Source organism: Streptomyces pseudovenezuelae (genome assembly GCF_029892565.1).
Classification (GTDB): Bacteria; Actinomycetota; Actinomycetes; order Streptomycetales; family Streptomycetaceae; genus Streptomyces; species Streptomyces pseudovenezuelae_A.
The window spans coordinates 71,194-89,435 of sequence record NZ_JARXVH010000014.1 but is presented as its reverse complement, the minus strand read 5'-3'; the positions used below and the strand labels follow the sequence as shown (position 1 = coordinate 89,435).

The 18,242-nt window shown below is 70.1% G+C and carries 19 protein-coding genes; 11 read left to right on the top strand and 8 right to left on the bottom strand.

Going from position 1 to position 18,242, the window contains the following annotated elements:
• Nucleotides 1-8: 8 nt before the first annotated feature.
• The 4 genes from M2283_RS35915 (at nt 9) to M2283_RS35900 (ending at nt 3,461) form a co-directional block, all read left to right on the top strand.
• A complete protein-coding gene (locus M2283_RS35915; protein ID WP_280880671.1) occupies nt 9-923 on the top strand; it encodes a F0F1 ATP synthase subunit gamma in 915 nt (304 codons plus the stop codon).
• The gene (gene atpD / locus M2283_RS35910; RefSeq protein WP_280880670.1) at nt 923-2,359 is read left to right on the top strand and encodes a F0F1 ATP synthase subunit beta; all 1,437 of its coding nucleotides are present in this window, start codon (nt 923-925) and stop codon (nt 2,357-2,359) included. The genes M2283_RS35915 and atpD overlap by 1 nt, the downstream gene beginning before the upstream one ends.
• 132 nt (nt 2,360-2,491) lie before the next feature.
• A complete protein-coding gene (locus M2283_RS35905) occupies nt 2,492-2,866 on the top strand; it encodes a F0F1 ATP synthase subunit epsilon (RefSeq protein ID WP_123997724.1) in 375 nt (124 codons plus the stop codon).
• Between the two features lie 148 nt (nt 2,867-3,014).
• Nucleotides 3,015-3,461: a DUF2550 domain-containing protein gene (locus M2283_RS35900; RefSeq protein ID WP_142142521.1), complete on the top strand. Its 447-nt coding sequence runs from the start codon at nt 3,015-3,017 to the stop codon at nt 3,459-3,461.
• Between the two features lie 18 nt (nt 3,462-3,479).
• On the opposite strand, the gene M2283_RS35895 is transcribed toward M2283_RS35900, so the two are convergent.
• The 3 genes from M2283_RS35895 to M2283_RS35885 form a co-directional block, all read right to left on the bottom strand.
• Complete coding sequence (locus tag M2283_RS35895) at nt 3,480-5,303, bottom strand: glycoside hydrolase family 18 chitinase (RefSeq protein WP_280880669.1); 1,824 nt, start codon at nt 5,301-5,303, stop codon at nt 3,480-3,482.
• 135 nt (nt 5,304-5,438) lie between these two features.
• Nucleotides 5,439-6,101 carry a response regulator transcription factor gene (locus M2283_RS35890; protein ID WP_280880668.1) on the bottom strand — a complete coding sequence of 221 codons (663 nt, stop codon included), beginning with the start codon at nt 6,099-6,101 and terminating at the stop codon, nt 5,439-5,441.
• The gene (locus tag M2283_RS35885) at nt 6,098-7,264 is read right to left on the bottom strand and encodes a sensor histidine kinase (RefSeq protein ID WP_280880667.1); all 1,167 of its coding nucleotides are present in this window, start codon (nt 7,262-7,264) and stop codon (nt 6,098-6,100) included. The genes M2283_RS35890 and M2283_RS35885 overlap by 4 nt, the downstream gene beginning before the upstream one ends.
• A gap of 175 nt (nt 7,265-7,439) precedes the next feature.
• On the opposite strand from M2283_RS35885, the gene M2283_RS35880 reads away from it, so the two are divergent.
• Nucleotides 7,440-8,072, top strand: a complete 633-nt coding sequence (locus M2283_RS35880) for a hypothetical protein (RefSeq protein WP_280880666.1) — start codon at nt 7,440-7,442, stop codon at nt 8,070-8,072.
• Here M2283_RS35880 and M2283_RS35875 read toward each other — a convergent pair.
• Genes M2283_RS35875 through M2283_RS35865 form a run of 3 tightly spaced genes read right to left on the bottom strand, consistent with a single transcriptional unit; the run spans nt 7,989 to nt 10,135 of the window.
• On the bottom strand, nt 7,989-8,561 hold the full coding sequence (locus tag M2283_RS35875) for a cob(I)yrinic acid a,c-diamide adenosyltransferase (RefSeq protein WP_280880665.1): 573 nt from the start codon (nt 8,559-8,561) through the stop codon (nt 7,989-7,991). The two genes, M2283_RS35880 and M2283_RS35875, sit on opposite strands and share 84 nt — an antisense overlap.
• Before the next feature lie 13 nt (nt 8,562-8,574).
• Nucleotides 8,575-9,324 (bottom strand): ABC transporter permease, encoded by a 750-nt coding sequence (locus tag M2283_RS35870; RefSeq protein WP_280880664.1) that lies wholly within the window; start codon nt 9,322-9,324, stop codon nt 8,575-8,577.
• A gap of 28 nt (nt 9,325-9,352) precedes the next feature.
• Nucleotides 9,353-10,135: an ABC transporter ATP-binding protein gene (locus M2283_RS35865; protein WP_280880663.1), complete on the bottom strand. Its 783-nt coding sequence runs from the start codon at nt 10,133-10,135 to the stop codon at nt 9,353-9,355.
• 80 nt (nt 10,136-10,215) lie between these two features.
• Between M2283_RS35865 and M2283_RS35860 the strand changes: the two genes are divergently transcribed.
• From M2283_RS35860 to M2283_RS35845, 4 genes are all read left to right on the top strand, one after another.
• Entirely contained in the window at nt 10,216-10,857 is a 642-nt protein-coding gene (locus tag M2283_RS35860; RefSeq protein ID WP_280880662.1) for a TetR/AcrR family transcriptional regulator, read from the top strand.
• Nucleotides 10,858-10,992: 135 nt separating this feature from the next.
• The gene (locus M2283_RS35855; protein WP_280880661.1) at nt 10,993-11,841 is read left to right on the top strand and encodes a 3-hydroxyacyl-CoA dehydrogenase family protein; all 849 of its coding nucleotides are present in this window, start codon (nt 10,993-10,995) and stop codon (nt 11,839-11,841) included.
• 177 nt (nt 11,842-12,018) lie between these two features.
• On the top strand, nt 12,019-12,342 hold the full coding sequence (locus M2283_RS35850) for an STAS domain-containing protein (protein ID WP_123997713.1): 324 nt from the start codon (nt 12,019-12,021) through the stop codon (nt 12,340-12,342).
• A gap of 253 nt (nt 12,343-12,595) precedes the next feature.
• A complete protein-coding gene (locus tag M2283_RS35845) occupies nt 12,596-15,103 on the top strand; it encodes an ATP-binding protein (RefSeq protein ID WP_280880660.1) in 2,508 nt (835 codons plus the stop codon).
• 90 nt (nt 15,104-15,193) lie between these two features.
• On the opposite strand, the gene nucS is transcribed toward M2283_RS35845, so the two are convergent.
• Nucleotides 15,194-15,865: an endonuclease NucS gene (gene nucS / locus M2283_RS35840; protein WP_280880659.1), complete on the bottom strand. Its 672-nt coding sequence runs from the start codon at nt 15,863-15,865 to the stop codon at nt 15,194-15,196.
• 256 nt (nt 15,866-16,121) lie between these two features.
• Between nucS and M2283_RS35835 the strand changes: the two genes are divergently transcribed.
• On the top strand, nt 16,122-16,514 hold the full coding sequence (locus tag M2283_RS35835; protein WP_280880658.1) for an SCO5389 family protein: 393 nt from the start codon (nt 16,122-16,124) through the stop codon (nt 16,512-16,514).
• 100 nt (nt 16,515-16,614) lie between these two features.
• Here the strand turns inward: M2283_RS35835 and M2283_RS35830 are convergent, their stop codons facing one another.
• Entirely contained in the window at nt 16,615-17,643 is a 1,029-nt protein-coding gene (locus tag M2283_RS35830) for an LLM class flavin-dependent oxidoreductase (protein WP_280880657.1), read from the bottom strand.
• Between the two features lie 223 nt (nt 17,644-17,866).
• On the opposite strand from M2283_RS35830, the gene M2283_RS35825 reads away from it, so the two are divergent.
• Nucleotides 17,867-18,208, top strand: coding sequence for an ATP/GTP-binding protein (locus M2283_RS35825; RefSeq protein ID WP_280880656.1), 342 nt, complete (start codon nt 17,867-17,869; stop codon nt 18,206-18,208).
• Nucleotides 18,209-18,242 lie beyond the last annotated feature (34 nt).

The following is an 18,242-nucleotide window of genomic DNA, read 5'->3' as shown; positions in this document are numbered from 1 at the left end:
CCTGACTCATGGGAGCCCAGCTCCGGGTCTACAAGCGTCGCATCCGATCCGTCACCGCGACCAAGAAGATCACCAAGGCGATGGAGATGATCGCCGCCTCGCGCGTCGTCAAGGCGCAGCGCAAGGTGAGGGCCTCCACGCCGTACGCGACCGAGCTCACTCGCGCGGTCACGGCGGTCGGCACCGGCTCGAACACCAAGCACCCGCTGACCACCGAGGCGGAGACGCCGACCCGTTCCGCGGTTCTGCTCCTCACGAGCGACCGCGGTCTGGCCGGCGCCTTCAACTCCAACGCCATCAAGGCCGCGGAGCAGCTGACCGCGCGTCTGCAGGCCGAGGGCAAGGAGGTCGACACGTACATCGTCGGCCGCCGCGGTCTGGCCCACTACAACTTCCGCGAGCGCAAGGTCGCGGAGTCGTGGTCGGGCTTCACCGACGAGCCCTCGTACGCGGACGCGAAGAAGGTCGCGGGTCCGCTGATCGAGGCGATCGAGACGGAGACGGCGGAGGGCGGCGTGGACGAGATCCACATCGTCTACACCGAGTTCGTCTCGATGATGACGCAGACGGCGATCGACAGCCGGCTGCTTCCGCTCAGCCTCGAAGAGGTGGCGGAAGAGGCGCCCAAGGGCGAGATCCTTCCGCTGTACGACTTCGAGCCGTCGGCGGAGGACGTCCTGGACGCCCTGCTGCCGCGGTACGTCGAGAGCCGTATCTACAACGCGCTGCTCCAGTCGGCCGCTTCCAAGCACGCCGCCACGCGCCGCGCGATGAAGTCGGCCACCGACAACGCGGGAGACCTGATCACCACGCTCTCCCGACTTGCAAACGCGGCCCGCCAGGCCGAAATCACCCAGGAAATCAGCGAGATCGTCGGTGGCTCCGCAGCCCTGGCCGACGCGACCGCGGGGAGTGACAGGTAATGACGACGACAGTTGAGACGGCCGTTGCCACGGGCCGCGTCGCCCGGGTCATCGGCCCGGTCGTCGACGTGGAGTTCCCCGTCGACGCGATGCCGGAGATCTACAACGCTCTGCACGTAGAGGTGGCCGACCCGGCCCAGGACGGCGCGAAGAAGACGCTGACCCTGGAGGTCGCCCAGCACCTGGGTGACGGCCTGGTCCGCACCATCTCGATGCAGCCCACCGACGGTCTGGTCCGCCAGGCCGCCGTCACCGACACCGGCACGGGCATCACCGTCCCGGTCGGCGACTTCACCAAGGGCAAGGTCTTCAACACCCTCGGCGAGGTGCTGAACAGCGACGAGAAGTACGACGGCGAGCGCTGGTCCATCCACCGCAAGGCCCCGCGCTTCGACGAGCTCGAGTCGAAGACCGAGATGTTCGAGACCGGCGTCAAGGTCATCGACCTGCTCACCCCGTACGTCAAGGGTGGCAAGATCGGCCTGTTCGGCGGTGCCGGCGTCGGCAAGACGGTGCTCATCCAGGAGATGATCTACCGCGTCGCCAACAACCACGACGGTGTCTCCGTGTTCGCCGGTGTCGGTGAGCGCACTCGTGAGGGCAACGACCTCATCGAGGAGATGTCGGAGTCGGGCGTCATCGACAAGACGGCGCTTGTCTTCGGTCAGATGGACGAGCCCCCGGGCACCCGTCTGCGCGTGGCCCTGGCCGGTCTGACCATGGCGGAGTACTTCCGCGATGTGCAGAAGCAGGACGTGCTGTTCTTCATCGACAACATCTTCCGCTTCACGCAGGCCGGTTCCGAGGTCTCGACCCTGCTCGGCCGCATGCCCTCCGCGGTGGGCTACCAGCCGAACCTGGCCGACGAGATGGGTCTGCTCCAGGAGCGCATCACCTCGACCCGCGGTCACTCGATCACCTCGATGCAGGCGATCTACGTCCCCGCGGACGACCTGACCGACCCGGCCCCGGCCACCACCTTCGCCCACCTCGACGCGACGACGGTTCTGTCCCGTCCGATCTCCGAGAAGGGCATCTACCCGGCCGTGGACCCGCTGGACTCCACGTCCCGCATCCTGGACCCGCGGTACATCGCGGCGGACCACTACAACACCGCGATGCGCGTCAAGACGGTGCTGCAGAAGTACAAGGACCTCCAGGACATCATCGCCATCCTCGGTATCGACGAGCTCGGCGAGGAGGACAAGCTCACCGTTCACCGCGCCCGTCGCGTGGAGCGCTTCCTGTCCCAGAACACCCACGTCGCCAAGCAGTTCACCGGCGTCGACGGGTCGGACGTCCCGCTGGAGGAGTCGATCACCGCGTTCAACGCGATCATCGACGGTGAGTACGACCACTTCCCGGAGCAGGCGTTCTTCCTGTGCGGTGGCATCGAGGACCTGAAGGCCAACGCCAAGGAGCTGGGCGTCTCCTGAGCCCTGAGCTCGACGTGAGTCCTATGACTCACAGGTGAGGGGGCGGGGCACGTCCCGCCCCCTCATTCACGCCCACTAGACTTGTAACCAACACCCGGCACAACCGCCGGGTGGTGACCCGAGGAGCCAACCTTGGCTGCTGAGCTGCACGTCGCGTTGGTCGCGGCCGACCGAGAGGTCTGGTCCGGCGAGGCCACCCTGGTCGTCGCGCGCACCACGTCCGGCGACATCGGCGTCATGCCCGGTCACCAGCCGCTGCTCGGTGTGCTGGAGTCGGGCCCGGTGACCATCCGTACGAGCGACGGGGGAACGGTCGTGGCGGCTGTCCACGGCGGTTTCATCTCGTTCGCGGACAACAAGCTGTCGCTGCTGGCCGAGATCGCCGAGCTGTCGGACGAGATCGACGTCCAGCGCGCGGAGCGGGAGCTGGAGCGCGCCAAGGCGGAGGGCGACGCCTCCGCGGAGCGCCGTGCGGACGTACGACTGCGTACGGCGGCCGTGAGCTGAGCCTGAGCCCAGCGCAGCTGCGATGACGTCACTCAGCCGCGATCGGCACCGGAGCAATCCGGAGCCGGTCGCGGCTGAGGCAGATCTGGATGTTTTTTCCGTTCCGTTATCTGTTTTCGGTACCTAGGAGACGAGGAGGTCGGTGTCGATGGTCCTCGCTCTGACTGTGTGCGGAATTGTCGTGGCCCTGGTGGTGCTGGGGTTGTTCGTCTTCGGCCTGCGCCGCAGACTCATCCAGCGCTCCGGCGGCACCTTCGACTGTTCCCTGCGCTGGGACGTCCCGGAGAAACCCGACACCAGTGGAAAAGGCTGGAGTTACGGCGTCGCCCGCTACAACGGCGACCGCATCGAGTGGTACCGGGTCTTCTCCTACGCCTACCGCCCGCGCCGGGTCCTGGAGCGTGCCGCCATCGAGGTGGCCGGCCGCCGACTGCCCGAGGGCGAGGAGGAGTTGGCGCTGCTGTCCGACGCCGTGGTCCTCACCTGTCTGCACCGGGGCACGCGTCTCGAACTCGCCATGAGCGATGACGCGCTGACCGGATTTCTCGCGTGGCTTGAGGCAGCCCCACCCGGTCAGCGCGTCAACGTCGCTTAGCTGTTGTCGGCAACTCGCTTACGCGAGCCCGTTGTTGATGGCGGTCACCAGCTCACCGTTGCTAGTGTCGCCGCTGAAGTCCCAGAAGAACGCGCCGCCCAGACCCTGGGTCTTGGCCCACGCCATCTTCGTGCCGATGGTCGCCGGGGTGTCGTACGACCACCAGTTGTTGCCGCAGTAGGCGTACGCCGTACCGGCGATCGTGCCGGTGGCCGGGCAGGACGTCTTGAGGACCTTGTAGTCCTCGATGCCCTGTTCGTAGGTGCCGGGCGCCGGGCCGGTCGCCGAGCCGCCGGGTGCGGCCTGACTCACGCCGGTCCAGCCACGGCCGTAGAAGCCGATGCCGACCAGCAGCTTGCTGGCGGCGACGCCCTTCGACTTGAACTTGGCGATCGCGTCGGCCGTGGTGAAGCCGGGCGTCGGGATGCCGCTGTAGGTGGTGAGCGGGGAGTGCGGGGCGGTCGGGCCGTCCGCGTCGAAGGCGCCGAAGAAGTCGTACGTCATCACGTTGTACCAGTCGACGTACTGGGCCGCGCCCGCGTAGTCGGCGGCGTCGATCTTGCCGCCGGAGGTGCCGTCCGCCGTGGTGGCGGCGGTGACCAGGTAGTTGGAGCCGAACTTGGTGCGCAGCGCGGACATCAGGTTCTTGTACGCCGCCGCGCCGCTGCTGTCGCAGGACAGGCCGCAGGCGTTCGGGTACTCCCAGTCGATGTCGATGCCGTCGAACACATCGGCCCAGCGCGGGTCCTCGACCAGGCTGTAGCAGGAGTTGGCGAACGCGGTCGGGTTGGCCGCCGCCTGGGCGAAGCCGCCGGACCAGGTCCAGCCGCCGAAGGACCACAGGATCTTGATGTTCGGGTACTTGGCCTTCAGCTGGCGCAACTGGTTGAAGTTGCCGGCGATCGGCTGGTCCCAGGTGTCGGCGACGCCGCTGACCGACTGGTCGGCGGTGAACGTCTTCTGGTAGTCGGCGTAGGCGTCACCGATCGCGCACTGCCCGTTGGTCACGTTGCCGAAGGCGTAGTTGATGTGCGTGATCTTCGCGGCCGAGCCCGAGGTCACCAGGTTCTTGACCTGGTAGTTGCGGGTGTAGGTGCCCCACTCGGTGAGATAGCCGAGCTTGACCTTGTTGCCGGTGTCCGGGGGAGTGGTGCCTCCGGTGGTGTGCACCGCGACCGCGCCGCTGACCGGGCCGGTCTGGTCGACGGTGTCCCGGGCCTGCACGGTGTAGGAGTAGTCGGTGCCGGCGGTCAGGCCGGTGTTGGTGTACGACGTCGTCGTCACCGTGGCGACCTTGGTGCCGTCGCGCAGGACGTCGTAGTTCTTGATGCCCTTGTCGTCGGTCGCGGCCGACCAGGACAGGTTCACCGAGGTGTTGGTGATGTTCGAGGCGGTCGGGGTGCCGGGCGCGGACGGTGCCGCGTCACCCGGGACGGTGGTGCCGCCGTCACAACTGCCGCCGTTCAGCTTGCAGTTGGAGGGTGAGCCGGAGCCGGCGCCGTTGAAGCCGAAGGAGACGGAGGCGCCCGGGGCGATGGCGCCGTTGTAGGACTTGTTCTTGGCGGTCCAGTGGGTGCCGGAGGACGTGACGTCGGCGTCCCAGGCGGAGGTGACGGACGTGCCGGAGGGGAAGTCCCACTCGACGGTCCAGGTGCTGATGGCCGTGGTGCCGGTGTTCTTCACCGTCCACTTGCCCTCGAAGCCGGTCCCCCAGTCGGAGGCCTTGGCGAAGGTGGCGGTCGAACTGGTCGCGGCCTGGGCGGGGCTCGCGAGGCCGACCAGACCGGCCAGCGGGAGCAGCAGGGATGCGAACCCTGCGGCGGCTCTGTGTCTGAAGCGCATAGTGCGCCTCCTCTTTTCAAAGAGCTCAAAGAGCGGGGGTGGGGGTGCGACTGAGCCTTCGCACCCACGGTGCCGCGAGAATAGAAAGGTCTGGACCACAGGTCAAGAGGTCTGGACCACTAACCGGGCGTCCGGTCAGATTCCCAACTCCTGCGCCAGCACGGCCGCTTGTACCCGGCTGCGCAGCTCCAGCTTCCCCAGCAGTCGGCTGACGTGCGTCTTCACCGTCGCCTCCGCCATGTTGAGCCGGGCCGCGATCTCCGCGTTGGACATTCCCTCGCCGAGGCACGACAACACCTCGCGCTCGCGCCGGGTCAGGGCGTCCAGGACGGTCAGGTCGGCCTCCGGCCGCCGTGCAGGTCCCGCGGCGAACTCGGCGATGAGCCGCCGGGTGACGGCCGGGGCGATCAGGCCCTCGCCGCGCGCGACCGTACGCACCGCCTCCAACAGGTCCTTCGCGTCGGTGTTCTTGAGAAGAAAACCGGCGGCGCCCGCGCGCAGCGCCCCGAAGACGTACTCGTCCAGGTCGAACGTGGTCAGCACGAGGACGTCCGCGAGCCGTTCCGCCACCACCTGCCGGGTCGCCGACACCCCGTCCAGGCGCGGCATCTGAATGTCCATCAGCACCAGATCCGGCCGCAACTCCCGGGCCAGCGCCACCGCTTGCTCCCCGTCCGCCGCCTCGCCGACCACCTCGATGTCGGGTGCGTTGCGCAGGATGAGGACGAGCCCGGCGCGCACGGCGGACTGGTCCTCGGCGACCAGGACTCGGATCGTGCGCGTCCCTTCGGGGGTCATGCGGAGGTTCCTTCGGACAGGGGGAGGGCGGCGTGCACGGCCCACCGCGCACGGGAGGGGCCCGCTTCGAACGTGCCGCCGAGGAGCGCGGCCCGCTCCCGCATCCCCACCAGGCCGGCGCCGGAACCCGGGGCACGCGGACCCTCCCGGTCGCCGTACGGACTGGTGACACGGACGTCGAGGACGCCGTCCCGCTGGGCCAGTCCCACGGTGACCCGGCCGGGTGGGGCGTGCTTGAGCGCGTTGGTCAGGGACTCCTGGACGATCCGGTAGGCGGCGAGTTCGACCGGGGCCGGGACCTGGTCGTGGTCGGTGTCGAGGACGACGTCGAGGCCGTTGGCGCGGGCGGTGTCGACGAGGGCGCCGACGCCGTCCAGGGTGGGGGTCGCGGTGGGCGTGCCGTCGCCGGTCCGCAGGATGCCGATCAGCCGACGCATCTCCGCGAGGCCCTCGACGCTGTTCTCGCGGATCACCCCGAGCGCCTCCTGGGACGTCTTCGGGTCGTCGAGCGAGAGCGCCGCCGTGGAGTGGATGGCGATCGCGGACAGGTGGTTGGCGACCATGTCGTGCAACTCCCGTGCCATCCGGGCACGTTCGGCGGTCACCGCCTGGACGCGGTCCATCTCGGCCAGCAGCGCGGTCTGTTCGGCGCGCAGCCGGGCGCTGTCGGCGGCGTCCCGATGGTTGCGGACGATCCAGCCGGTGGTCGCGGGCGTGAACGTCACCAGCCCGACGGCCACGCCGATCAGCAGCGCCTCGGGCGTGCGTAGGGCGGCGACGGGCAGCACCGTGGCGAGCACCGTCATCAGCCCGGTGCTCCACAGCACCCGGCGGGCGGCGGTGGGCGGGGTATACAGGACGGCCGCGTAGACGAGGTCCGTGAACATCACGAGGGTGGCCAGGTTCCCCTGGGTGATGGTGTCGGCGGCCAGCGCCGCGACACCGATCAGCAGGCCCGTGCGGGGGCGGGACCGGCGCAGCAGTTCGCAGCCGGACATCACGACGAGCGGCAGCAGGACGGGCCAGTGCCCGTGCCAGTGGACCAGCGGGTCGTCGTGCGCCCGGATGCCGACGCTCACCGCCCAGACGAGCAGCCCGCCGAGCAGGCCCCCGACGGCGATGCGCACGTCGTCGCGGTGCGGGCGGGCAAGTCGTGGGGCCATGACTCCATCCAACACGGCGCACGCGCCGCCCGCCTGCGCCCCGGGAACGGTCCTCAACTGCATCGTTCGATGTACCGCGACTTCCTCACCGACGACGACGAATCGCCGCCGGTCCGCCGCGAGCCTGGAGAGGTGACCACAACCGCCGTACCGCGACCGCAGTGAGGAGCACACCGTGATCGTCGCCCTGATCATCGCCTGCGAGGTCGGGTTCTGGGTGCTGCTGGCCGCCGGGCTGGCCGTCCGCTACCTGCTGAAGATGCGCCGCACGAGCGTGGCGCTGCTGCTGTGCGAGCCGGTGCTGGAACTGGTCCTGTTCGTGGTGACGGCCGTGGACCTCAGGAACGGCGCCGAACCGAGCTGGGAACACGGCCTCGCGGCCCTCTACATCGGCTTCACGGTCGCCTACGGCCACTACACGATCCGCTGGCTCGACGGCCACGCCGCCCACCGCCTGGCCGGCGCCCCGCGCCCGCCCAAGCCGCCCCGCTACGGCCTGGCCCGGGCCCGGCACGAGGGCCGGCTGTGGCTGCGCACGGTCCTGATGGCCGCCGTCGCCTGCGCCCTGCTCCAGGCCGCGATCCGGTACGTCGGCGACGGCGACACGTCCTCCCTGCGCAGCTTCCAGTGGGTCGCGCTCAGGGCGGTGGGCCTGCACGGCCTGATCGCGCTGACGTACCTGATCTGGCCGAAGAGGCGCCCGGAGTCGGAGTCAGGGCCGGAGTCAGCGCTCCCCGCCGGGCACCCACAGGACATCCCCGACACTCACGTTCGCCGTGCGCGCCAGGATGAAGAGCAGGTCCGATAGCCGGTTGAGGTAGGTCGCCGTGAGGGGGTTCATGACCTCGCCGTGGACCTCCAGCGCGGCCCACGTCGACCGCTCGGCCCGGCGGACGACCGTGCAGGCCTGGTGGAGCAGGGCCGCGCCCGGGGTGCCGCCGGGGAGGATGAAGGAGCGCAGTTTCTCCAGCTCCTCGTTGAAGCGGTCGCAGTCCGCCTCCAGCTTGTCGACGTAGAACTGCTCGACGCGCAGCGGCGGGAACTCGGGGTTCTCCACCACCGGCGTCGACAGGTCCGCGCCCACGTCGAAGAGGTCGTTCTGGACGCGGACGAGGACCTTGACGATCTCCTCGTCCAGGCCGCCCAGCGCGATCGCCGTGCCGAGCACGGCGTTCGCCTCGTTGGCGTCGGCGTACGCGGAGATCCGCAGATCGGTCTTGGCGACCCGGCTCATGTCGCCGAGGGCGGTGGTGCCCTGGTCGCCGGTCCTGGTGTAGATGCGCGTCAGATTGACCATGGGGCCAGCGTAGTTACGCCCCGGCGGTACGGAACACGCGTGTGCCCGCCGTCACGGCGAGTGTCGCGAAGGCGACGGCCACCAGGACGCCGTACAGCATGTGGTCGCTCGTGTACGAGCCGACGTACGCGTCCCGCACCGCGTCCACCAGATAGCGCAGCGGCATGACGTGCGAGAGCAGGTCCAGCCAGCCCGGCGCCAGGGCCATCGGGAGCATCAGGCCGGACAGCAGCATCGCCGGCAGGGTCACGGCGTTGACCAGCGGGCCGAACTCCTGCGGGGTGGCGACCCGCATCGCCAGGGCACACGACAGCGAGCCCAGCGAGACCGTGAGCAGCGCGACGAACGCGAACCCGATCAGCACACCGGCCAGCGGCGCCCGCAGCCCCATGACCACCGCCGCCAGCACCAGCAGCACCGCCTGGACGACCAGGACCGTGGCATCGCGCAGCACCCGGCCGAGGAGCAGCGCGAGCCGGCTGACCGGGGTCACCCGCATCCTCTCGACCACGCCCTGCCCCTTCTCGACGATGACCGTGAACCCCGAGAACGCGGCCCCGAACAGCCCGAGTTGAAGCAACAGCCCCGGCACGAGCAACTGCCAGGAACTGCCTCCCCCGCCGAGCGGCAGACCCGTGAGCAGCGGACCGAAGAACAGCAGATACAGCAACGGCATCAACAACCCGAAGAGCAGCGCGAATCGGGAGCGCAGCGACTGGCGCAGATAGCGCCCGTAGATCAGCGCGGTGTCTTGGACGAACATCGGACTCCTGTACGGCGGTTCGGGTCGGCTATACGGCTACGGGGGCGGCGTCGGCCGGGGCGGGGCCGCGGCCGGTGATGGCGAGGAAGGTGTCCTGGAGGGTGGCGTCGATCGAGCCGGCGTGCGCCAACTTCAGGGCGCTCGGCGTGCCTTCGGCCACGACGACGCCCTTGTCGACGATCACCAGCCGGTCCGCGAGGGCGTCGGCCTCGTCGAGGTAGTGGGTCGTCAGGAAGACGGTGGTGCCGTGCTCGTCGCGCAGTCCGCGGATCAGGTCCCACAGGTCGGCGCGGCTGCCGGGGTCGAGGCCGGTCGTCGGCTCGTCGAGGAACAGGACCTTCGGGCGGTGGGCGAGTGCCAGCGCGATGTCGAGCCGGCGCCGCTGACCGCCGGAGAGCGTGCCGCACCTGCGGTCGAGGAGGTCGGCGAGGCCGAGGGTGTCGGCCAACTCCCTGGCCCGCTCGGCCGCTTGGTCCCTCGTCAGCCGGTACAGACGCCCCTGCGTGACGAGCTCCTCCCGTATGGAGATCTGCGGGTCGACGCCGCCGGACTGGGCCACGTATCCGCAGGCCCGGCGCACTCCGGCCGGGTCGGTGGCGAGGTCGCGGCCGGCGATGGTGGCCGCGCCGCCGGTGGGCTTCAGCAGGGTGGTGAGCATCCGGAGGGTGGTCGTCTTCCCGGCGCCGTTCGGGCCGAGGAGGCCGATGATCTCGCCCTCCCGGACGGAGAGGTCGATACCGCGCACGGCCGCCACGGGGCCGAGCCTGGTCTGGAAGGTACGGGCCAGCGAGGCCGTACTGATGATGGACATGGCACCAGAAAAACAGAGTCTCTGAAAGTTTGCAATGGCCCCAAAATTTAATAGAGTCCATCGAAGTTAGGATGTGGACCATGACGGAAGGGCTCAGGGAGCGGAAGAAGCGCGAGACGCGACAGCGCATCTCGGACATGGCCACCGGGCTGTTCCTGGAGCGCGGGTTCATGGAGGTGACCATCGCGGAGATCGCGGAGGCGGCCGACGTCTCGGTCAACACCGTCTACAACTACTTCCCCGCCAAGGAGGACCTCTTCCTCGACCGCTCCGCCCAGGTCGTGGAACGGACCTCCCGCTGGGTGCGCGGCCGGGACGAGGGGGAGTCGGCGGCCGGTGCCGTCCTGCGCGAACTCCGTGCCGAGGTCGAGGTGGTCTCGCCGCGGGTCGGCCTCATGGAGGGCTACGACCGCTTCATGCGCGTCATCCACGAGGCGCCGCCCCTGCGGTCCCGGCTGTGGACGCTCCAGGAGGAGATCCGCGACCACCTCGAAGGCACCCTCCGGGAGGAGACGGGCGCGTCCGCCGACGACCCCCTGCCCGGTCTGATCGCGGGTCAGATCTGCTGGGTCCAGCAGATGGTCATGGTGAGCGTCGGCCGCGCGATGCTCGCCGGGCGCAATCCGGACGTAGTGTCACGAGAGGTGCTCGTCCTTCTCGACGACATCGAGGAGCTGTTGGGCGCGAAGGTGCTCAACTACGCCGTCCGTGGCGCCCCGTGACCCGTGCCGGTGTGATGTCCGTCAGATGAGACGTGACGCGCATTACTTACCGGTCACACAGCCCGTCACGAGCGCTAAGGTCCGCCGAAGAGGCAACTGAACAGCGTGTAAGGCGTTCAAAAGGGGAGTCGCACAGTGGCACGGAAGCTGGCCGTCATCGGCGCCGGTCTGATGGGTTCCGGTATCGCCCAGGTCGCCGCGCAGGCGGGCTGGGAGGTGGTCCTTCGGGACGTCACCGACGAGGCGCTGAAGCGTGGCACCGACGGCATCAAGGCCTCGTACGACAAGTTCGTGAGCAAGGGCAAATTGGAGGCGCACGACGCCGACACCGCCCTCGGCCGGATCACCGCGACCACCGATCTGGACGCCGCCGCGGACGCCGACCTCGTCGTCGAGGCCGTCTTCGAGAAGCTGGAGGTCAAGCACGAGATCTTCCGCGCGCTCGACAAGATCGTGCGCCCGGATGCCGTGCTGGCGTCCAACACCTCCGCGATCCCGATCACCAAGATCGCGGCGGCCACTGAGCACCCGGAGCGGGTCGTCGGTGTGCACTTCTTCTCGCCGGTGCCGATGATGCAGCTCGTCGAGCTGGTCCGCGGGTACAAGACGAGCGACGAAACCCTCGCCACCGCGCGGGAGTTCGCCGAGTCCGTCGGCAAGACCTGCATCGTCGTCAACCGCGACGTCGCCGGCTTCGTGACGACCCGTCTCATCTCGGCGCTCGTCGTCGAGGCGACCAAGCTCTACGAGTCGGGCGTGGCGAGCGCCGAGGACATCGACCTCGCGTGCAAGCTGGGCTTCGGCCATGCGATGGGCCCGCTGGCCACGGCCGACCTGACCGGCGTCGACATCCTGCTGCACGCCACCGGCAACATCTACACCGAGACGCAGGACGAGAAGTTCGCGCCGCCGGAGCTGATGCGCCGGATGGTTGACGCCGGTGACATCGGACGCAAGAGCGGGCAGGGCTTCTACACGTACTGACACACCAGTACGTACAGCCACTGAAACCGCACAGCCCCCGGAGGCATCACCCTCCGGGGTGAATTCGGTATCGGTTCGCTTACAGACGGCAACCTGTTCGCCGCTGAAGCAGTCAGACGTTGCACAGCCACCGTCACGGAGTACGAGGACACACCACCGCACTCACGGGGAGCGCATATGCACATCAGGGGCGACCACGCCGAGCTGGTCGTCGGGGGCCGCCTCGACGTCCGCAGCGCGGCGGACGCCCGTACGGTCCTGCACTCGGCAGTCGACGACGGAGTCGGCGACCTGGTGCTCGACCTGTCCGAGCTGGACTCCTGGGACGCCACCGGACTCGGCGTGATCATGGGCGTCCACCGGCGGGCCGGCCGCTGCGGCCGGCGCCTGGTGCTGCGCGACGTACCGCCGCAGATGCAGCGCCTGCTGGTGGCCACCCGGCTGCACCGGATCCTGGCGATCGAGGGCGGCATCGGAGTGGAGTCCCTGCCCCGCGTGTGACGAGCGGCGCGGGGCGGGGCGGACCGGCGGTCCGGAGACGAAACACAGGGCGCGCGCAATCCTCATGAGACTGTGACGTCTCGGGCGGCGCGGTACCCCGGGCTGTCGGACATACTGTGCGAAGGTTTAGGGTTCGGCTGCCCGCCACCTAGATCCCTCGAGTGGGCACCGGACCAGAAGCGACAGCGTGGTGTGCGGCAAGGCCGGGAGGGGCTTGAAGAGCACACGAGCGCTTTTGGGGGGCTTGAAACCTATGGACCCGAACGACCGGGGACCCGAGGAGTACGGCCATGACGCCGACGGCAGCTCGCCGCGTCAGCGCCCGCCGAGGGACCCCCTCACCACCGACTTCGGACAGCACGCACCCGCGCTCGCGCGCACGGTGCAGCTCGTCACCGGCGACTACCTGCTCACCGTCAATCCCGTGGACGGCAGCGAGATAGAGGCCTGCCCGCCCAGCGAACTCCCCGGACGGCCCGCCAAGCTCACGGCGGAGCAGCGCGTCGAGACCGACCGCGCCGCCCGGCCGCCCGTCCCAGCGGGACCGGCACGCCCCGTACTGCCCCTGCTGGAGCGCCAGGACGACCGCGAGCGCCTGGTCCGGCTGCTCGCCCGGGGTCGCTCGGTCCTGGTGACCGGCCCCGCGGGATCGGGCCGCACCAGCCTGCTCGACCTGGTCGCCGAGGACTGCGAGGACCTCGCCCCCGACGGCGTCGTCCGCCTCGACGGCTTCCACCGCACCGCCGACGACCTGCTCCACGACCTCTTCTACGCCGTCTACGACGCGCCCCTGTACCGGCCGGCCCCGGACGAGCTGCGCGCCCTGGTCCGGGAGATCGGCGCGGTCGTCGTCCTCGACGACCTCCAGTTCGGCGGCGCCGCGCTCGACGAACTGCTGGACGCGACACCCGAGTGCGCCTTCGTGCTCGCCACGACGCCCGACGTACCGGCGCCCTCCGTCGACTCCGCCGTCGAGGAGGTCTTCCTGGCCGGCCTCGACCGCGCGGCCGGCGTGGAGATCCTGGAGCGCACCGTCGGCCGGGTCCTCACCGAGGAGGAGGCCAACTGGGCCGGCGACCTCTGGTTCGAGTCCGAGGGCCTGCCCCTGCGCTTCGTCCAGGCCGGCGCCCTGCTGCGCCAGCGCGAACAACTGCGCAACGGCACCGGCGCGGTCGACGAGTTCGGCGTCTTCGCGGACGCCCTCCCCGTCGACGCGCCCTTCGAGACCGAGCCCGGCGACGAGGTGCCGCTGCCCTCGCTCGGCGAGGCCGCCGCGCCCGCCCCGCTGCTCGCGGCCCGGCTCAGCGCCTCGGCCCGCGCCACCCTGCGGTTCGCCGTCGCGCTCGGCGGCGAGGTGCCGCACCAGGCGCATCTGCCCGCGCTGGTCGGCGACACCCACGCGGACGCCGCCCTCGGCGAACTCGCGGGCTGCGGACTGGTCTCCCCGGTCGGCACCCGCTACCGGCTCGCCGCCGGGGTGCCGGCCCAGCTGGTGGCGGCCGGATACGGCGAGGACGCCGAGACGCAGGCCCTGGCCGCCGCCCGGCACTACGCCTGGTGGGCCGGGCATCCCTCGGTCACCCCGGAGCGGGTGTGCGCCGAGGCCGACGCCCTGATCACCGCCCTCGACCTCCTGGTGCCGGGCACCACGGCACCCGCCGAGGACGAGGAGAGCGTCACCGTCCAGCTGGCCCGCACGGCGGCGCCCGCGTTCGCCGCGGGGCTGCGCTGGAGCGCCTGGGAGCGGGCCCTGCGGGCCGGCGCCGAGGCCGCCGAACTGTCCGGCGAGGTGTCGGAACAGGCCTATTTCCACCACGAGTTGGGCATCCTCGCGCTCTGCGGCGGAGAGTTCGAGCAGGCGCGCGCCGAGCTGGAGGCCGCCGTCGCCATGCGCGGCGCGGTCGCCGACAAGCGCGGCACCGTCGCAGGCCGCCGTGCCCTGGCCCTGGTCGCCGACCGCACCGGCACCACGCCGGGCTTCGGCTCCACCACGGGCGAGGAGGTGCCGGACGCGCGCCACGAGGAGTCGCAGTCGCCGCCCGGCGGCGTCCCCGCGGTCGTCCTGGCGCTGCCGCCGGGCGGCGACGGCACGACCCTGGTCACCCACCGCGCCGCGGCCCCCGGACCGTCCAGGGCCCGCCGTGGCGGCCTGCGCGGCCTGGCCCGGCGCAACCTCGTGGCGGCCGGCGCGGGCGCCCTGCTCGCGGCCGTGCTCGGCACGGTGGTGACGCTCGGCGCCACGTCCAACAACGACGCCGACGACCCGTCGAACCAGGTCGGCCCCAACCCGTCCGCGAGCCAGGGCCTCAACGACGGCAGCCTGGGCGCCGACCTGCCGACCAACGGCGACGGCAAGAGCGACACCGGTACGGCGACCAGCCGGCCGACCGACCCGGGCCCCGACGGCACCTTCGGCACGTCCGACGACCCGACCCCGCCGTCGGACACGTCCAAGCCGTCCGACGACCCGAGCGGCACGCAGGGCGGTGGTTCCTCGCACTCGCCGTCGCACTCGTCCTCGTCCAAGCCGCCGTCGCACAGTCCGTCGACGTCACCGTCCACCTCGCCGTCAACGTCGCCGAGTGACACCTCGTCGCCGAGTCCGACGGAGAGCACGCCGCCCACGGAAACGACTCCACCGACCGAGCCGGGCACCACCGACACGGCCAGTGGCCCGGCCTCAAGTGCCCCCGCGGAGACGACCACTTCGGCGACCGCGCCGGAGACCACCACCGCGAGCGTCTCGGGCGACGTGATCTGAGGTAACCGCGACGCGTGAGGGCCGGGTCCGTTCTCGACGGACCCGGCCCTCACTGTCGTAGAAGTCGCTGTGCCGCGGTCGGAACAGGCGTCAGAACAGGCGCAGTTTGTCGTCCTCGATGCCGCGCAGGGCGTTGTAGTCCAGGACCGTGCAGCCGATGCCGCGGTCGGTGGCGAGGACGCGGGCCTGGGGCTTGATCTCCTGGGCCGCGAAGACGCCGCGGACCGGGGCGAGGTGGGGATCGCGGTTCAACAGCTCCAGATAGCGCGTGAGTTGCTCCACGCCGTCGATCTCACCGCGCCGCTTGATCTCGATCGCGACGGTCTGCCCCTCGGCGTCCCGGCACAGGATGTCGACCGGGCCGATGGCCGTCATGTACTCGCGGCGGATGAGCGTGTAGCCCTCGCCGAGCGTTTCGATGCGGTCGGCGAGCAGCTCCTGAAGGTGTGCTTCCACGCCGTCCTTGATCAGGCCCGGGTCCACACCGAGTTCGTGCGAGGAATCGTGGAGGATCTCCTCCATCGTGATGATCAGCTTCTCGCCCGCCTTGTTGATGACGGTCCAGACGCCTTCCTCGTCGCCCGCGCCCTCCTTCAGCGTGCAGGGCGGCGACATCCAGTTCAGGGGCTTGTAGGCGCGGTCGTCCGCGTGGATGGAGACGCTGCCGTCCGCCTTCACCAGGATCAGGCGGGGTGCCGCGGGGAGGTGGGCGGTGAGCCGGCCCGCGTAGTCGACGGAGCAACGGGCAATGACGAGACGCATGGTCGGCAACGCTACTCGACGGGCAGTGGTCCACGCGATTCGCCCCGGAAGACCCCAGACAACCCCTGTTCATTTATGGCTGATTGTGGGTCTAACGAGGTCTCCGCATGTACGCATTCGCCTGGTGCCGTCACGGTCCGTTGCTTACCGTAGTAAACGGGAGGTCGCGAAACGTGTACGCAGCGTGTTCGATACCGCGAACTCCCTTACCTGTCCGGGAACCCCTGTGGACCACAGGGGTCTGAGAGGAGAACCCATGTCGCTCGACGTCTCACCGGCCCTACTCGAACAGGCCGAGCGAGGCGAGGTCGACGAAGCTGAATTCGTCGACTGCGTCCGGACCTCCCTGCCCTACGCATGGGAGATGATCAGCTCCCTGGTGGCCCAGCTGAAGGTGGACGGCGGTAACTTCGCCGACAACCAGACGCCGCCGCCGGACGAGCAGGCACGCGGTCAGTTGCTGCGTGCGCTCGCGAGTGACGCGATACGCGGCGCGCTGCAACGGCACTTCGGTGTGCGGCTGGCCTTCCAGAACTGCCACCGGGTGGCGGTGTTCCCGCTGGACGCCTCGGTCGACGAGACGCTGGCCCGCTTCACCTCGGTACGCAGCCAGTTGCTCAACCAGTCCCCGGAGTTCAGGGACTGCTGAGCGGGTACTGCCGGCTTGCCGCTCCGTGCGCGGGAGGTGCATTTCAGTACGGAGCGGCAAGCTCCACGCCGGGCAGGACAGTTGGGGTGTTCATCCACGGTCAGTCGAGCTGCGGGAGCACTTCGGTGCCGAGCCGCCGTACGTTCTCCTCGGTGGCCGCCAGATCGCCCGAGCCCTCGACGAGCAGGGCGAAGCGGGTGATGCCGGTCCGCTCGCTGGTCGCCGCGAGCCGGTCGGCGCACAGCCGGGGCGTGCCCACCGGATGCAGTCCGCAGAGCAACTCCGTGTAGGCCAGCGGGTCGCGCATCTGCCGGGCCCGGCCGTCCACCGTGACATGCGCGTCCAGCCCCTGGCGCAGCCAGCCCGGCATCGCCTTGGTGAGTGTCTCCACCGCGTCGGTGCGCCGGTCCGCGATCTGGCAGACGCCGGCCGAGACATGGGCCGCGCCGAGGATCTCGTCGGCGGGACGGTCGGCCGCGCGCGCGTGCTGCCGCCACAGGGCGATCATCTCGGCCTTTTCCTCGTCCCCGACGTGCATCCCGAGCAGCATCGGCAGTCCGCGCTCGGCGGCCAGCCGCACACTCGCCGCGGACGTGCACGCCACGACGACCTCGGGACCGGCGGCCTCCGACAGGGACTCCGAGGGCCGGGGCACGACGGGCACCTCACGGAATGCGAAGCGTTCGCCGGAGCTCGCCACCGAGGGCTCGCGCAGCCAGCGCACCAGCAGATCGAGTGATTCCGGGAACCCCTCCTCGTACGCGGCGAGGCCCGCGCCGAACACCTCCAGGTCGACCCACGGCCCGCCGCGCCCCACGCCCAGCGAGAAGCGTCCCCCGGACGTGACGTGCAGCAGCGCGGCCTGCTCGCCGAGGGCCACCGGGTGGACGGTGGGCAGCACGCTGACCGCCGTACCCACGCGGATGCGGCTGGTGCGGCCGAGCAGCAGCGCGGCCAGGGTGATCGCCGACGGGCAGGTGCCGTACGGCACGAAGTGGTGCTCGGCCAGCCAGATCGAGTCGAGCCCGACCTCCTCCGCGACCTCCGCCGAGCGGACCGCGCGGTGCAGAGCCTCCCCCTGGCCCTGCCCCGGGAACTGGGCCGCCAACACGAAACTTCCTACGTGCATCGCTCTTTCCTGCTTCCTTGGCTCCGACATGGAGCTCCCCCACCGGGCATAACCGGACGACACGTGCCGAGGACACGGCCTGGCGAAGAGATTTGCGGATTGTCTGCAGAATGCGTCGCGGCGGTGGGGGACTTACGACGATTGGTGCCCTACGCGTACCCCTGCTCGCGCCCCGTAGGCTGGAGCGGACACATGCTTCCTGTATAGCCCCGTGAGGTGTTCCGTGTCCCCGCGTCGCAACCGACCCAAGGGAGCCGACCCGTCGAGTTCGTCCGGCCGCAGCGCCGAGGACGAGCGCTCCGGCCGGTACGGCGGCTGGCAGTCGACGGAGACCTGGCAGGGCGAGGAGTGGAGCGTGCGCCACGTCGCGGGCGCGAGCGCCCAGGGCAAGACGTACCGCTGTCCCGGCTGCGACCAGCTGATCCCCTCCGGCGTCCCGCACGTGGTGGCCTGGCCGGAGCACTCGGGCGTGGACGAACGCCGCCACTGGCACAAGGCCTGCTGGAATGCGAAGGACCGCCGCACCACACGGGTGCAGCGGTCCAGGAACAGCCCGAAGTTCTAGGCCCCTTGAGGCTCTCGCCGGGCTTCTTCTACGG